General features: G+C 62.3%; 11 protein-coding genes. 1 reads left to right on the forward strand and 10 read right to left on the reverse strand.

The genetic code is table 11. The features are described from left to right. The first annotated feature begins 8 nt into the window (after window positions 1–8). Window positions 9–374 carry a PEP-CTERM sorting domain-containing protein gene (locus Pla111_RS08320; RefSeq protein ID WP_146573261.1) on the forward strand — a complete coding sequence of 122 codons (366 nt, stop codon included), beginning with the start codon at window positions 9–11 and terminating at the stop codon, window positions 372–374. On the opposite strand, the gene fusA is transcribed toward Pla111_RS08320, so the two are convergent. The 10 genes from fusA to nusG form a co-directional block, all read right to left on the reverse strand. After that, a complete protein-coding gene (gene fusA, locus Pla111_RS08325; protein WP_146573263.1) occupies window positions 326–2,509 on the reverse strand; it encodes an elongation factor G in 2,184 nt (727 codons plus the stop codon). The genes Pla111_RS08320 and fusA overlap by 49 nt on opposite strands. Before the next feature lie 319 nt (window positions 2,510–2,828). Further along, entirely contained in the window at window positions 2,829–3,299 is a 471-nt protein-coding gene (rpsG, locus tag Pla111_RS08330; RefSeq protein WP_146573265.1) for a 30S ribosomal protein S7, read from the reverse strand. An 88-nt stretch (window positions 3,300–3,387) separates the two neighbouring features. Continuing rightward, complete coding sequence (gene rpsL / locus Pla111_RS08335) at window positions 3,388–3,756, reverse strand: 30S ribosomal protein S12 (RefSeq protein WP_146573267.1); 369 nt, start codon at window positions 3,754–3,756, stop codon at window positions 3,388–3,390. Between the two features lie 262 nt (window positions 3,757–4,018). Then, the gene (rpoC, locus tag Pla111_RS08340; RefSeq protein WP_146573269.1) at window positions 4,019–8,341 is read right to left on the reverse strand and encodes a DNA-directed RNA polymerase subunit beta'; all 4,323 of its coding nucleotides are present in this window, start codon (window positions 8,339–8,341) and stop codon (window positions 4,019–4,021) included. A 101-nt stretch (window positions 8,342–8,442) separates the two neighbouring features. Next, window positions 8,443–12,165, reverse strand: a complete 3,723-nt coding sequence (rpoB, locus tag Pla111_RS08345; RefSeq protein WP_146573271.1) for a DNA-directed RNA polymerase subunit beta — start codon at window positions 12,163–12,165, stop codon at window positions 8,443–8,445. Window positions 12,166–12,709: 544 nt separating this feature from the next. Beyond that, the gene (gene rplL / locus Pla111_RS08350) at window positions 12,710–13,138 is read right to left on the reverse strand and encodes a 50S ribosomal protein L7/L12 (RefSeq protein WP_146573273.1); all 429 of its coding nucleotides are present in this window, start codon (window positions 13,136–13,138) and stop codon (window positions 12,710–12,712) included. A 233-nt stretch (window positions 13,139–13,371) separates the two neighbouring features. Beyond that, window positions 13,372–13,902 carry a 50S ribosomal protein L10 gene (gene rplJ / locus Pla111_RS08355; RefSeq protein ID WP_146573275.1) on the reverse strand — a complete coding sequence of 177 codons (531 nt, stop codon included), beginning with the start codon at window positions 13,900–13,902 and terminating at the stop codon, window positions 13,372–13,374. A 93-nt stretch (window positions 13,903–13,995) separates the two neighbouring features. Continuing rightward, window positions 13,996–14,673 carry a 50S ribosomal protein L1 gene (gene rplA, locus Pla111_RS08360; RefSeq protein WP_146573277.1) on the reverse strand — a complete coding sequence of 226 codons (678 nt, stop codon included), beginning with the start codon at window positions 14,671–14,673 and terminating at the stop codon, window positions 13,996–13,998. A gap of 204 nt (window positions 14,674–14,877) precedes the next feature. Further along, window positions 14,878–15,303: a 50S ribosomal protein L11 gene (gene rplK, locus Pla111_RS08365; protein ID WP_146573279.1), complete on the reverse strand. Its 426-nt coding sequence runs from the start codon at window positions 15,301–15,303 to the stop codon at window positions 14,878–14,880. A gap of 68 nt (window positions 15,304–15,371) precedes the next feature. Then, window positions 15,372–16,220 (reverse strand): transcription termination/antitermination protein NusG, encoded by an 849-nt coding sequence (gene nusG / locus Pla111_RS08370; protein ID WP_197524866.1) that lies wholly within the window; start codon window positions 16,218–16,220, stop codon window positions 15,372–15,374. Window positions 16,221–16,428 lie beyond the last annotated feature (208 nt).

Below are 16,428 nucleotides of genomic sequence, written 5' to 3' on the forward strand. Positions count from 1 at the left end.
CGTACGTGATGGTTCAACGCAGTCTCTACACGCTCATGCTGCTGGCCGGCGTGACCGGTGCCTCCGCTAATCTGCTGTGCACCAGCGGAAATATTCCAGGCGACTTTAACGGGGATGGCCGCGTGGAGAACACCGACCTGAACTTGCTGCTTGGTAGCTGGGGGAACACGAACCCACCAATTTGCTGGTGCTGGAATAACGGGCCTATCGACAACGGCGAGATCAACGCCTTACTCGGCAACTGGGGCTTCGGCATGGGCGCTACGGCGATCCCCGAGCCGGCGACGTTAATGTTGTTGCTGCTCGTGGCGCTCGGCGGTGGCGTTCACTCGCCCAGGAACGTGCGGAGCACTTCCTCCGGCGCGGCGGCGTAGTCGCTGGGGGTCATGCTGCACCCCGCGCGGCCCTGCGAGAGGCTCCGCATGGCGGAGGAATAGCCGAACAGGTTAGCCAGCGGTGCCTCGGCGATGAGCACGGTATCGCCCCCGCGCTGCTCCGTGCGTTCGATGATCGCGCGGCGCTGCTGCAGGTCGCCCACCAGATCGCCCATGTGCTCTTCGGGGGTGGTCAGTTCGAGCCGCATGATCGGTTCCAGCAGCATCACGCCCGCCTCGCGGAGGCCCTTGTCGAACGCCAAGCTGGCGGCCGTGCGGAAGGCGATCTCGCTGGCGTCGGTCTCGTGCACTTCGCCGCCGAGGATCGTCACTCGCACGCGCATCAGCGGGAAGCCCAGCGTGCCGCCGCCGCTGGCCGCGTTCTCAAGCTCCTCGATCACCACACCCAGGTACTCGTCGGTCAGCCCGCCCGCCTCGCTCGTCGCGGCCGGATCGATCGAGACCACCACCGGCGGTGCCACAGCCGCAAGCGGACCGGTCGCTCGATATGGCTCGACACGCACCCGCACCGCCGCGGTGTGCTGCACGCCGTTGATGTTGCGGTTGCACTCGCCGACGACCGTGGCCCGCTGAGCAACCGTCTCGCGGTAACTGACGCGCGGCTTGTGGACTTTCACTTTCAGGCCAAAGTCCCGCTTCAGGCGGTGCTGGATCACCTCCAGGTGCAGCTCGCCCATGCCGGAGATCAGCGTCTGGCCGGTCTCGGGGTTCTCGGTGGCGGAGAACGTCGGGTCTTGCTTGCGCAGCATCTCGAGCGTTTCGGCAAGCTTCTTCTTGTCGGCCGAGGTCTCGGCCTCGATCGCCATCGAGATCACCGTCTCAGGGAACTCGATCGACTCGAGGAGGATCGGCTCGCGGGTGTCGCACAGCGTGTCGCCCGTGATGCTGTCGCGCAGTCCGAGCAACGCAACGATGTCGCCGGCCTGGGCTTTATCGAGCTGCTCATCTTTGCGCGAAGCGTGCAGACGCCAGATCTGGGCGACGTTCTCTTTGAGGTCACGACCCGGATTGAGCACCCGGCTGTTGGGCGCGAGCTCTCCCGAATAAATTCGCACCCAGTACAGATCGCCGGTCTTGAACGGCAGGATCTTGAAAACCAAACCACAAAACGGGGCGGCGGGATCCGGCTTGCGGGTGATCTTCTCGCCGGTTGCGGCCGGCGGCGAATCCTCCTCAAGCGGCGCGCTCGTCCGCCGACGTTCGGCCTTGCCCTTGGCCTTGCCCGTGGGCCGCGTTCCCTCGACCGAAGGCATCTCAAGCGGATGCGGCAGGTAGGCGGCCACCGCATCCAGCAGCGGCTGGATGCCGATCCCGTGCAAGGCCGAGCCGCACAGCACGGGCTGGATCTGCAGATGGATCGTGGCGTTGCGGAGCACCTTGTATACGAGCGGCTCGGGGATCTTCTCGCCCGACAGCGCGAGCTCCATGAGCTCATCCGAGTAATCGTAGAGCTGCTCGAGCATCCGCTCACGATAAAGCTGCGCTTCGACAAATAGGTCTTCGGGCAGCGCCGTCTCGACAATCTCGCGGCCCTCTTTGCCCGCGGGAAAAGTCAACAGCTTCATCCGCACCAGATCGATCACGCCCCGGAACGGGTTGGGCGCATGCGGCGGACCCTGGCCGGCGGGCATCTGGATGGCGATCGGGTTGGCCCCCAGCCGCGACTGAATCTCGGCGAGCACACCCTCCCAGTTGGCACCCTCGCGGTCCATCTTGTTGATCATCGCGATCCGGGGCACGTGATAGCGGTTCGCCTGCCGCCAGACGGTTTCGCTCTGCGCCTCGACCCCTTCGCGCGCCGAGAAGACCACCACGGCCCCATCCAGCACGCGCAGGCTGCGCTCGACCTCGGCGGTGAAGTCCACGTGACCGGGGGTGTCGATCAGATTGATCGCCACGTCTTTCCACGGAAAGCGGACGCACGCCGAGTAAATGGTGATGCCGCGCTCGGCTTCCTCGGCATCGTCGTCGGTGGTGGTGGTACCCTTGTCGACCTCGCCCGCACGGTGCTTGGCGGAGCTGACGTAGAGCATCCGCTCGGTGACCGTGGTCTTGCCCGCGTCGATGTGCGCGATGACGCCGATGTTGCGGAGCTTGGTTAAGTCAGCAGACACGGGGAGGGAGCCGCATGCGGAGGGTATCGGGGGACGTGGTCGCTAGGTGAACTAGCCTAAACCACGGGACCAATAGCGGTAAGTATCGCTTGCGGAGCAGCCCGCGGCGGGACACCCCCCCGTGATTGTTCGGCAGGCACAATTTAGGGGCGAGCTCAGCGAGGAGAGCCCCGTAACATCTAAAAACTGGCCGATCCTGAGCAAGCTCTCTGTCGCAACAGGGTTCGCCCACAACAGAGTTCGGCCATAACAAGGTTCGGCTACGGGCGTAAAAAAAGCCGGGGTCAAAACCCCGGCTTTTTTCGTTGGTTGGTTCGGCTCACCACGCGAAGTGGGCGAACGCCTTATTGGCGTCGGCCATACGGTGGACGTTCTCACGACGGCTCATCGCAACGCCTTCGCGGTTGTAGGCGGCGACCAGCTCATCGGCGAGCTTCTGGTGAGTGGGGCGGCCCTTCTTCTCGCGGATCGCCAGCAGCAGCCAGCGGATGGCCAGTGACTGTTGGCGGTTGCGGTTGACCTGCATCGGCACCTGGTAGGCGGCACCACCGACACGACGGCTGCGGACCTCGATCGCCGGCTTTACGTTCTCAACGGCCTGCGTGAAGACGTCGATCGGCTCGACATCGGGCACACGCTGCTTGATGACGTCCAGCGCGTCGTAGAAGATCGTCCGGGCGGTGCTCTTCTTGCCGCCAATCATCAGGCAGTTGATGAACTTGCTGGCCAGGAGCGACCCGTGTACGGGGTCCGGCTTGAGCGTTTTGCGGCTGGCGGTAATGCGGGCCATGGAAAGCTGCTAGCGGTTGAAAGTGGTAGCGGTTTATGGGGTGCTGGCGGAGTGTTACAGACACCTTCCGGCTCAGCGATAACGTCGATCAGCTCTTCTTGGCACCGTAGCGGCTGCGTGACTGCTTGCGTCCGTTGACGCCAAGGCTGTCGAGGGCACCGCGGACCACCTGGTAACGCACGCCGGGAAGGTCGCGGACGCGGCCGCCGCGGACCAGCACAATGCTGTGCTCCTGCAGCGAGTGTCCCTCGCCCGGGATGTAGACCGTTACTTCTTTGCCGTTGGAAAGCCGTACGCGGGTGATCTTCCGCAAAGCCGAGTTCGGCTTCTTGGGGGTCATGGTCCGCACTTGCAGGCACACGCCCCGCTTGAACGGGCACTGCTCAAGAACGGGTGACTTGCTCTTGGACCGCTTCGATTTGCGGTTCTTGCGGACGAGCTGATTGATCGTTGGCATTCGTGACGGCGCTCGGTGTTTGGCACGCTTGTGAGGGGTGCCGGATCGAGTTCGGTGGATCGGGGGGGGCGTAGGGGACCGGCTTCGCGGTCCTTTTCACGCGAGCCCCGCATCCTAGGGGATTTCGGGGCTTTGTCAACTCGCCCCGCCGCTGCGTTTTTCGCCTCGCCGGGGCAAAGGCACCAATCGCAAGGGTCAGGGGTCTAAAACCGCGGTGGGAGGGGCTCAGCCCGGGGGGCTACCCCTCCCGCCGCGAGAGGTCTCATTCGTTGGCGGCGTCGCCGCCCAGCAAAGCGTCGAGGCTCGATGGCTTGCTCCGCTCCTGCGGAGCCGGGGTCTCGCCGCCCAACAACGGGAACGAGCGGTCCAGGGCACCGGCGGTCTCGACAGCCAAAGCCTCGAGCGCCTCGGGACGGATCCGCACTTCCGACTCGTTGATGCTGCGGAAACCCGTTCCCGCGGGAATCAGGTGCCCCAGGATCACGTTCTCCTTCAGACCCACAAGGTGGTCGGTCCGACCCGCCAGAGCGGCCTCGGTGAGCACCTTGGTCGTCTCCTGGAAGCTCGCCGCCGAGATAAAGCTGTTCGACTGGACCGCCGCCTTGGTGATGCCCAGCAACTGCGTCGTGCCGGTCGCCTTCTTGGTCTTAACGCCCTTGGCGAGTTCGCCGCCGAGCGCTTCGATCTGGGCGTTAGCCTGCTCGAGCGCGGCCTTCGGCACGATCGAGCCCGTGGCGTAATCGCTGTCGCCCTTGTCGGTGATCCGCAGGCACTCGGCCACCGCATCGTTCGCACGCCGGAAATCGTACTTGTCCAGCACGGCCCCGGGCAGCAGGTTCGTGTCGCCGGGCGTGTCGATCTTCACCTTCCGCAACATCTGCGAAACGATGATCTCGATGTGCTTGTCGTTGATATCGACACGCTGCGAGCGATAGACGTTCTGAATCTCGCGGGTGAGATACTGCTGAACCGCCTCTTCGCCCGAGACACGCAGGATGTCGTGGGGCACTAGCGGACCATCCACGAGCGAATCGCCCGCCTTGACGATATCTCCCGAGTGAACCCGCAAGTGCTTGTTGTGGGTCACCAGGTGCTCACGCTCAACGCTCGCCTCATTGCGGACGATGATCGAACGCTTGCCGCGCTTCTTCTCGGCGAGGATCTCTACCTTGCCGTCGATCTCGGCGATGACCGCTGGATCCTTCGGCTTGCGAGCCTCGAAGATCTCGGTCACACGGGGCAGACCGCCGGTGATGTCCTGGGTGCCGCCGGCCTCACGGGGTGTCTTGGCGATCAGTTCGCCAGGAGCCACAACGTCGCCATCGCGGACTTCGAGCCATGCCTTCTCGGGCATGTAGTAGAAGTCAAGGATCTTGCCGTCCTTGGGATCTTCAACAACCACCTGCGGATGCAGGTCGCCCTTGTGCTCCATGACCACGTAACGCATCTGACCCGAGGGGTCTTTCTCGCCGCGGATGGTCTCGCCTTCGATCAGGTCCTCGAGGCGGATCTTGCCGCCGGTCTCGGCCAGGATCGGGATGGAGTGCGGGTCCCACTCGCACAGGACATCGCCCGCCTTGACCTCGTCACCTTCGTTGAGGCGGATCACGGCACCGGTCGGGATCTCGTACTTCTCGAGTTCGCGGCCGCGATCATCGACGAGCGCCAGCTCGCCGTTTCGGCCGAGCACCACGAGGTTGTCCTCTTGGTTCTTCACCGCATTGAGCTTGGCAAAGCGAACCAAACCGCCCTTGATCGCCTTGATATCGGACTGTTCCACGTCACGCTGGCCGACGCCGCCAATGTGGAACGTCCGCATGGTTAGCTGCGTGCCGGGCTCGCCGATGCTCTGGGCGGCGATGATGCCCACGGCCATGCCCTCTTCAACCAGCGAGCCGGTTGACATGTCCATGCCATAGCACTTGCGGCAGATGCCCAGCGAGGCTTCGCAGGTCATCGCGCTGCGGACCTGGATCTTTTCCAGCCCCATCTCTTCAATCTTGCGGCCGATCTCGCTCGTGATGAGACCGTTCTCTTCCACGATCACCTCGTCGGTGATCGGGTTGACGATGTTCTGGCGACTAACGCGGCCACGGATCGAGTCGGCGAGGCCGACCTCGACTTTTTCACCCCGGTAGATAATGCCCTTGGTGATACCGCGCGTTGTGCCACAGTCATCCAGCGTGACGACAAAGTTCTGTGCCACGTCAGCCAACTTACGGGTCAGGTAACCCGAGTCGGCGGTCTTCAGCGCGGTATCCGCCAGTCCCTTACGGGCACCGTGCGTCGAGCTGAAGTACTCGAGCACCGTCAGGCCTTCGCGGAAGTTGGCCTTGATCGGCGTCTCGATGATCTTGCCCGAGGGCTTCGCCATCAGACCACGCATACCGCCGAGCTGTCGCATCTGCTCGACACCACCACGAGCACCGGAGTGCGCCATCAGGTAGATCGGGTTGACGTACTGATTGCCGCGGAAGTCGTTCTTCAGCGCTTCCATCATCTCGGCGGTGATCTCTTCGCGGGCGTGGGTCCAGGCGTCGAGCACGCCGTTGTAGCGCTCTCCCTCGGTGATGATGCCGCGCTGATAGAGCTTGTTACGCTTGATGACTTCCTTCTCCGCAACGGCCAAGATCTTACCCTTGGTATCGGGAGTCACGAGGTCGTCCGTGCCGAAGGACAGGCCGCTGAGCGTGGACATCTTGAACCCAAGTTGGTTCATGTCGTCCAGCAGCTCGATCGTCTGACGCCGGCCGAGGAATTCGTAGCAGTCGCTGATCACCTTCGACAAACCTCGCGAGATCATCGCGTTGTTGTAGAAGGGCATCCCCTTGGGGAGCATCTCGTTGAAGAACACTCGGCCAACGGTGGTATCGATCACGCGGCCCGCCTTCGAGGCGTCGCCGTACTCCTCGCGAAGGTTGCGATTGGGGGCCAAGCGGATCTTGATCTTGGCGTGCGTGTGGACCTTACCCATTAGGTGGGCCATCTCCACTTCGGCAGCGCTGGAGAACATGGTCCCGTCGCCGGGGGCCTCGGGCGCGTCCATCGTGATGTAGTAGCTGCCCATCACCACGTCTTGCGACGGGCTGATGATCGGCGCACCGTTGGCGGGGCTGAAGATGTTGTGGGTCGACATCATCAGCGTGTGCGCCTCAACCTGTGCCTCGATCGAAAGGGGCAGGTGGACCGCCATCTGGTCGCCGTCGAAGTCCGCGTTGAAGCCCTTGCACACCAGCGGGTGCAGGTTGATCGCGTTGCCTTCCACTAGAATGGGCTCGAACGCCTGAATGCCCATCCGGTGCAGGGTCGGTGCCCGGTTCAGCAAGACGGGGTGGTTGGTGATCACCTCTTCGAGGATGTCCCAAACCTCTTCGTCCTTGCGCTCCAGCATCTTCTTAGCCGACTTGATCGTGTCAGCGTGTCCGAGCTCTTTCAGACGACGGATGATGAACGGCTGGTAAAGTTCCAGCGCGATCTTCTTGGGCAGACCGCACTGGTGCAAACGCAGACGCGGTCCGACAACGATCACGCTCCGCGCTGAGTAGTCCACCCGCTTGCCGAGCAGATTCTCGCGGAACCGTCCCTGCTTGCCCTTGATCATGTCGGTAAGCGACTTGAGCGGGCGATTCGAGCTGCCCAGGACGGGCCGCTTGCAGCGGTTGTTGTCGAACAACGCATCGACCGACTGCTGCAGCATCCGCTTCTCATTGCGGATGATCACTTCCGGGGCGTTCAAATCGACAAGTTTCTTCAACCGGTTGTTGCGGTTGATAATCCGACGATAGAGATCGTTCAGGTCACTCGTCGCGAAGTTGCCCGAGTCGAGCAGCACGAGCGGACGCAGGTCGGGCGGGATCACGGGGATCACGTCCATGACCATCCACTCGGGCTTGTTGTCCGAGTCGCGGATGCTCTCGACCGTCTTGAGCCGGGCGATGAGGTCTTTGGCTTTTTGCTTGCTGCCCGTGTCCTTGAGGTCTTGGCGGAGTGTCTCGGACAGCTCGACCAGATCCAGCGCGTTGAGGAGCTTGCGGATCGCCTCGGCACCCATCTCCGCCTCGAAGGTACCCTCGCCGAATTGCTCGCGCGCTTGGCGGTACTCTTCCTCGGTCAGCATCTGCTGACGCTTGAGCGTCGTGTCGCCCGGATCGGTTACCACGTAATCCTGGAAGTAGATCACCTTCTCCAGGCTGGTGGTCTTCATCGCCAGCAGCGAACCGAGCCGGCTCGGCATGGCCTTGAAGAACCAGATATGGACGATCGGAGCGGCCAGCTCGATGTGGCCCATCCGCTTGCGCCGCACGCGGCTGTGCGTGACCTTCACGCCGCAACGATCGCAGATCATGCCCTTGTACTTCATGCCGCGGTACTTACCGCAGGCGCACTCCCAGTCCTTTTCGGGGCCGAAGATCCGCTCGCAGAACAAGCCGTCCTTCTCGGGCCGATAGGTCCGGTAGTTGATCGTCTCGGGCTTCTTGACCTCGCCGAACGACCAGCTGCGGATATCGTGCGGCCGCGCCAGGCTGATCTTTACCGAGGCGTAGTCGTTGATGCGATCGTAATTCGAAGATTCGAGAAGACTCATGTCGTGCTCCGTGGCGGGGTTCGCGTTGGAAGGGAGAATGCGGGGGGAGACGCTGCGATCGATCGGAAGCGACTTCAGTAAACCAAACGCTTCGCTGCGTCTTACAACCCGCGTTTCTCGAGTTGCATGTTCAAGCCCAAGCCGCGGATCTCGTTGGTGAGCACGTCGAAGCTGGCCGGGGTGCCGGCTTCCAACGTGTTCTCGCCCTTGACCATCGACTCGTAGATCTTCGTACGACCCTCGACATCGTCGCTCTTAACGGTGAGCAACTCCTGCAAGATGTAGGCGGCACCGTAGGCTTCGAGGGCCCACACTTCCATCTCGCCAAACCGTTGCCCGCCGAACCGTGCCTTGCCACCCAGCGGCTGCTGAGTGATGAGCGAGTACGGGCCCGTGCTACGGGCATGCACCTTGTCATCGACCAAGTGGTGCAGCTTGAGCATGTAGATGAAACCAACTGTGGTCTCTTGCTCGAGCGGCTCGCCCGTGCGGCCGTCGTGCAACCGCGCCTTGCCGTGGCGGGGCAAGCCGGCTTCGGCGAGGCAATCGTTGATCTCTTCTTCATTGGCACCGTCGAACACCGGCGTCACGGCCCTGAAGCCGAGTTTTGAACCGGCCCAACCCAGGTGTGTCTCCAGAATCTGCCCCACGTTCATCCGGCTCGGAACGCCCAGCGGGTTGAGCATGATCTGCACCGGCGTGCCGTCGGACAGGTAGGGCATATCTTCAACGGGCATGATCTTGCTGATCACACCCTTGTTGCCGTGGCGCCCGGCCATCTTGTCCCCCACGGAAATAACCCGCTTGGCGGCAACGTAGACCTTCACCATCTGCAACACGCCGCTGCGGAGCTCATCGCCGCGCTTCATGCTGTTCAGCGTGCGGTCACGGGCGTCGAGCGCTTCCTCGACCTTCGGCCAGAACTCTTTGTGGATCTTCTCGACATCCTTCAAGCGCTCGGGGCTGCGGATATCGAGATTGTCCAACCGGAAGGAAGCGGCCTTCTCGGCAACGAACTTGTGATCCTGATCGTGAACGATGCTGTTGCCATCGTCGTCTGTGAGCTTCTTCTTCAGAACGCCCTCGATCGCGTCGACCAGCGCGGTGAAGGCCGCGGCGATCTTCGCAGCGCCGTCCGCTTCGGCAGCCTTGAGCGAGCGCTCGAATTCCTTGCGCTCTTCTTCGGTCAGGCTCAAACGTCGTGAGAACTTCTGCGTATCGATGACGATCCCTTCGACACCCGAGGGCACCTCGAGCGAATCGTTCTTAACGTCTTCACCGGCGCGGCCGAAGATGGCGTGCAGCAGCTTCTCTTCGGGAGTCAGCTCGGTCTTGCTCTTGGGCGAGACTTTGCCGACGAGGATGTCTCCCTGCCGCACGTAAGTTCCCACGCGGACGACGCCCCCCTCGTCGAGGTTGCGGAGCATCTTCTCGCTAACGTTGGGGATGTCTCGCGTGAATTCTTCACGGCCGAGCTTTGTCTCGCGGATCTCGACGTCGAACTCCTCGATGTGGATTGACGTGTAAGTATCCTTATGGACCAGCTCCTCCGAAAGAATGATCGCGTCTTCGTAGTTGTAGCCCTCGAACGACATGAACGCGACGAGCACGTTACGACCCAGCGCCAGGTCGCCCTGCCACGTCGCCGCACCGTCGGCAATCACTTGGCCCTTCTCGACCTTGTCGCCCGGTTTGACGATCGGCTTCTGGTTCTGGCAGGTGCGCTCGTTGAGCCCCACGAACTTACGCAGGTGGTGCACCTCGGGGCCGATCTCGATCCGATCCGCATCGACATAAGTCACCGTGCCCTTGTGACCCGCACGGACCAGCATGCCCGAGTGCTTGGCGACATCCGATTCCAGACCGGTACCCACGATCGGCGGCTCGGCGACCAGCAGCGGCACCGCTTGCCGCTGCATGTTGGAGCCCATCAATGCGCGGTTCGCATCGTCGTGCTCCAGGAAGGGGATCAACCCCGCCGAAACGCCAATCATCTGGCTCGGCGAAACGTCCACGTACTGCACACTATCGACCGGCGTGAGCGCGAAGTCGGCCCGGTTACGAGCCACCACCATGCCGGCCGAGTCGCCCTGAATGACGCCCCCCTTCATCGGCACGTCGGCCGATGCGACATACGCCTCATGCTCTTCGTCGGCACGCAGCCAAACCCACTCGTCGACGAGCTTGCCTTTGACCACCTTCTGATAGGGCGTGATCAGGAAGCCGTAATCATCCACCGAGGCGTACATCGCTAGGCTGCTGATCAGGCCGATGTTGGTGCCTTCAGGCGTCTCGATCGGGCAGATACGGCCGTAGTGCGAGATGTGAACGTCACGCACCTCAAAGCCGGCCCGCTTGCGGTTCAAGCCGCCCGGTCCCAACGCCGAAAGCCGCCGCTCGTGCGTGAGCATCGAGAGCGGGTTCGTCTGGTCAACCACCTGCGACAGCTCACCGCGACCAAAGAAGTACTCGATCGCCGCCGAGATGCTCTTGGGATTCACCAGCGAGCGCGGCGTCATGTCCTCCGCGTCCTTCAGGTTCATCCGCTCCTGAACCGTTCGACGCAGCTTGAGGAAGCCCTTGCGTAGCTCGTCGGAGGCAAGCTCGTCGATGGTTCGCAGACGACGATTACCCAGGTGGTCGATGTCATCCACGTATACTGAGGGGTCGTTCGCGCAGAGCCCCAGCACGTACTTGACCGAGTTGATCAGATCCTCAGCGCGGAGGATCATCTCTTCCTCAGGAACGTTCAGGTTCAGCTTCCGGTTGATGCGGAAGCGACCCACGCGGCCCAGCCGATAGCGATTGGTATCGAAGAACTTCTCGGCGAACAGCGTGCGTGCCTTCTCAAGCTGCGGCGGGTTGCCCGGACGCAGCCGCTGGTAGATCCGCAGCAGCGCTTCTTCGTGGCTGCTCGTGGCGTCGTCCGCCATGGCGTTGAGCAGGTGCGGCGACGGCGGCGGATCGATCACTTCGATCGCCTTCACGCCCGACGTGCAGATCACCTCGGCCGTGTTCTTGGTGATCCGGTGACCCGCTTCGAGGATGATCTCGCCCGCACGCTCGCTACCCACCGGGTAGACGATGTCCTCGACGGCAACCTTGCCCTCGATCTTCGCAACGCTGCGGCCGTCAACGATCTTCTGCTTGCTGACCTCGTAAAACGCTTTGAGGATATCGCTATCGAGGCTGAACTCGGGGCCCATGGCCCGCAGCAGCGTCACGACCGAGAACTTGCCGCTCTGGTCGATCCGGACGGTGATCGAGTCCTTCTTGGTCGAGTTAACCTCGATCCAGCTGCCGCGCTCGGGAATCACGCGGCATGAGTAGACCTTGCGCTCGCCCGCTTCCATCTCGGAAACAAAGTCGATACCCGGCGACCGGTGGAGCTGACTCACCACGACGCGCTCGGCACCGTTGATGATGAATTCGCCGCCGCCCATCATGATCGGCAGGTCGCCCAGATACACTTCTTCCTCGATCGGTTGCTCGCGGTTCAGCCGCAGCCAAACCCGCAACGGCCGACCATACGTCAGCCGCAACTGGCGGCACTCATCAGCCGTGTAACGCGGCTTGCCAAGCTCGTAACGAACGTAATCGAGGCTGACCGACTTGTCGTAGCTCTCGATCGGGAAGATCTCGCGCAGCACGTTCTCCAAACCTTCAACCTTGCGCTTCTCCGGGTTGGACCCGTCGTATTGCAAGAACCGAGCGTAGCTCTCGGTCTGGATGGCGGTCAGATCGGGAATCTCGTACCGTGCGCGATCGCTACCGAACCGGCGGATGTCGGGAGTATGAAGACGACGCTGAGCGGAAACAGCCATGCGTTTTGAGCCTTATTGTCCGAGGATCAGACGCCCGCGGGCGCAAGCGGCGAGAGAACGACCCGGGGCGCGATCCGGGTCGATACGCCATGCGCCAACGCGCGGCGTCGGGGTCGTTGACCTACAGGCCATCGACCACCGAAGAGCCAACACCGTGGAGGCAGGCAAAAGGAAAGGAACCAGCAATAAACCAAGGCGTCTCGCTGCTGAGGCTCGGCTCGAGACAGCGGTGCTACTTCCCTGAGGCACTGGGGCAGAGGGAATTGCCCGGAAGCAATCCACGCCCGCAGCAAACCAGCGAGTGCGCACCGCTCCCGAAAACCGACTTCCCCGCGCCGCCACTGGGGCGGACAACGGGGATCGGGTGTTGGGCGAGCGAGAGCGGAAAACCCCGGTGGGATAGCTCATTCAATAGCGGAACGAAGGAGCATTAACGCCGGCACCGCCGCCGCCCGTGTTCGGAGCGGCGCACGACACCCTGTGCCGATCCTCCCTGTGCGGCGTGCGCAAGCCCACGCGCCTAAGGACGACCGACCCGATTCGATCACTTGATCGAGACCGAGGCGCCTGCTTCTTCGAGTTCCTTCTTGAGCTTCTCGGCGTCTTCCTTGGAAACGCCTTCCTTGAGCTTGGTGGGAGCCCCTTCGACGGCTTCCTTGGCCTCTTTGAGGCCCAGGCCGGTCGCGGTGCGAACCACCTTGATCACCGCGATCTTGTTGTCGCCGAAGCCGTCCAGGACGACGTCGAACTCGGTTTGCTCTTCAGCAACCGCGGCACCGGCGGCGTCGCCGCCACCAGCCACCATCATCATGCCGCCACCCGAGGCCGGCTCAATGCCGTGTACGTCCTTCAGGTAGTCACTCAGTTCCTTGGCCTCTTTGAGGGTCAGACCGACGATCTTGTCGCCCATCGACTTGGTCGTATCCGAGTACTCAACCCCGGCCGGGGCATCCGCCACTGCTGCATCGCTCATTGCTTCGCGCCTTTCACGTTGTTTGAAGCCGGTCGGTCCGGTCGGGCGTTTGCGGGACGCCCTTGCCGAAAATGAATTGCCGACAGGCCTCGGGTTAAATCGACTCTTCCTAAACGAATCCGACGCGGCAATCGCTGCTTTGGCTGCGCCTTGGTCGGTTGATTGATCCTTCGCTGAACGGTGTCCGGCTGCCGCACAATCGGCGGGGCTCAGGAGACTCCGTGCGAGGCGGATCAAGCCTCGCCCGCTTCCTCCTCGGACTTCTTCTTGACCTGGCTGGCGAGCAGCTTGCCCGGGCCGAGCAACTGGCCCGACAGCGTCATCGCCGGGCCCATCACCTGACCCATCAGGGTGCTCAGCATCTCGGTGCGAGTGGGCCACTTGCTGACCGCCTTCACGTCGTCGGCCGATAGCGCCTCGCCATCCAGCACGCCACCGATCGGCGAAAACTTCTTGAACTCACCACCATCGGCAACGGACATCACTTCCTTGGCCAGGGCGACGACATCCTCGCCACCCCAGATCGCGGCCATCATACCGCTGGCACCCTCAAAAGCAGGGGCCAAAGAAGTGCCTTCCGCCGCACGCCGGGCAAGGCTGTTGCGGATCACCATCATGCTGACCCCCTTGCCACGGAAGCGACGCCGCAACGCGACGTTCTCCTCGGCCGTCAGGCCTGTGGTGTCAACGGTCATCAGTTGCTCGACACCGTCCCAACGGTCGACGAGTTCCTGAATCATCAGGTTCTTAACGAACTTGCTCATAAAAGAACTGCTGGCTGAAGTCTGTATCGGAGGGTGAACGCGGGAGCTTGCTGGCTACCCCGAGCAAAAGTTGCCCGAGGAGGTCCGCGTCGCTCACACCGCCAAACGCACGCTGGGGCTCTGAGTGGCTGTTAGGTGGGCGCTCTTCACATAAATGCCCTTCACCGCCGACGGCTTGAGTCCGAGCACTTTATCGATAAAGGCTTGGATGTTCTCCACCAGCTGGGTGTTGTCGAAACTCAGCTTACCGACAATCGCTTGCACGTTGCCGCCTTTGTCGTTGCGGAACTCGACCTTGCCCGCCTTGTATTCGGCAACCGTGTTGGCCACGTCCGGCGTCACCGTGCCCGCTCGCGGTGAAGGCATCAAGCCGCGCGGGCCGAGCACGCGTCCCAACGGTCCCACGATCTTCATCATGTCGGGCGAGGCGATACAGACGTCGAAGTCGGTCCATCCACCGAGGATCTTTTTGGCGAGATCCTCGTCACCCACCTCATCGGCACCGGCTTCGGTCGCGGCGGTCGCCGCGGGGCCGCGGGCGAACACGATCACGCGCTGCTCTTTGCCAATGCCGTGTGGCAGGACAATCGAACCGCGAACGATCTGGTCCGCTTGCGTGTGGTCAACCCCGAGTCGCAGGGCAATCTCGACCGACTGATCGAACTTGGGGGCGTCAAACGACTTAAGTGTCTTGACGGCATCGGCAACCGATTGCGTCTGCGTAGGGCGCTTGGCGGTTGCGGACTTCATCCGCTTGGTTAGCTTGGGCATCGCTGCTTCACTCTCATTGGGAGGGGTGAAGTGTGGTTCAAACCGCTGGCCTGCAGCCCGCGTCCCACCTTCATGCGTGTAATCTTCTTTAGTAGCTTGTTCTCGTGCGACCGGCCTCTTCTTGCCGCGTTCGGCCTGCTAGCCGCTCCTGCAACTGCTTTTGAACCAGCCCTGCGGATGCTGCGCCACAGCCAACAGGCTGCCTCAACCTTCCACTACCAGGCCCATGCTGCGGGCCGTGCCGGCAATCATCCGCGAAGCGTGCTCGACGTCGCGGGCGTTTAAGTCGTTCATCTTCATCGTGGCGATCTCTTCGAGCTGCGCCTGGGTAACCGTTCCCACCTTGGTCTTGTTCGGGACACCCGACCCCTTGGCGATGCCGGCCGACTTCTTCAGCAACACGGCTGCCGGAGGGCTCTTGGTGACGAACTCGAACGTGCGGTCGTTGTAGAGCGTCACGACAACGGGGATCATCATCCCGTCTGCCTCGCGCGTCGCGTCGTTAAACGCCTGCACGAACTGGCCCAGATTGATGCCGTACTTGCCCAAGGCGGTACCGACCGGCGGCGCAGGGGTAGCCTTCCCGCCCGGGATCTGGAACTTCGCCTGACCAACAACTTGCTTCGCCATACCGCGTTTCCCTGCCGCCGACGTCGTGCGGAGTCTTGCGACTCACCAACGCGACGGAACTGATTGACTTAAAGTGTTTCGACCTGCCAGTACTCGAGTTCGACAGGAGTCGAGCGGCCGAAAATACTGATCATCACGGTGATCTTGCCACTCTGCTGATCGATCGAATCGACGTCTCCCTCGAAGTTCTCGAAGTTGCCGTCCTTGACCTTCACCTTGTCCCCCTCGGCGAACTTGATGTTCAGCTTCGGGGTATCGTCTTCGCTCTGCTCGCCCTCTTCCTTCGGGAGAATCATCGCGACTTCGTGCGGCTGCATCGGCATCGGCTTACCCGAGGCACCGGTGAAGTCACCGATCCCCGAGGTCTCGCGGATCGCGAACCACGTGGCCTCGTTGAAGTGCATCTGGGCCGCGATGTAGCCCGGCCAGATCTTCCGTTCAACGATCTTCTTCTTGCCGTTCTTGAACTCGGTGACCTTTTCGGTCGGAACCACGATCTCACCGAAAAACCGCTCGAGTCCTTCGATCGCGACCTTCCGCCTTAGCGCCTCCGAAGAGGTCCGCTCGCGGTTGCTCTGAACCTTGAGGATGTACCACTGTAGGTCGACTTCTTCTTCGGCCTCGTCGCTCAGATCCTCGATCGGCCCGATTGGAGCGACCGCCGCGGGCTCGTCAGCGCCCGCATCGTCGTCCTCACCGTCGTCTCCCTCGGCCTCGGCAAGCTCGTCGGCTTGAGATTCATCGACCTGCGAATCGTCAGCCGCGTGACCGTCGGCACCGGGCTCATGAGCAATCGGCTTCGAAACGCCAGCGCGCGACTCGACCGTAGCGTCGCTGGCCACAGGGGCAGCGGACTGCTCGTCAGACGTCGCGGAGGCCTCGACCTGCGAATCGGATTGTTCGACTTCTTCGTTCAACGAGATCGCTCGTGATCGTGACAGAAACAGGCTATCGCGATTTGGCGACAACCGGCTTCCTGTGAGTATTGACTCGATCGGCTACGCCGAAAACCGGTAATCCGGTCATCCGCTACTAGCCGCCGGTATTGCCCTGTAGCTATCCGCTGAAGCCCTTCGCCGCAGCAGCCCCTAATCCAACGCCGCCTCAACCTTAACGCTACTTCCT

Source organism: Botrimarina hoheduenensis (genome assembly GCF_007859815.1).
In the GTDB taxonomy this organism is placed as follows: domain Bacteria; phylum Planctomycetota; class Planctomycetia; order Pirellulales; family Lacipirellulaceae; genus Botrimarina; species Botrimarina hoheduenensis.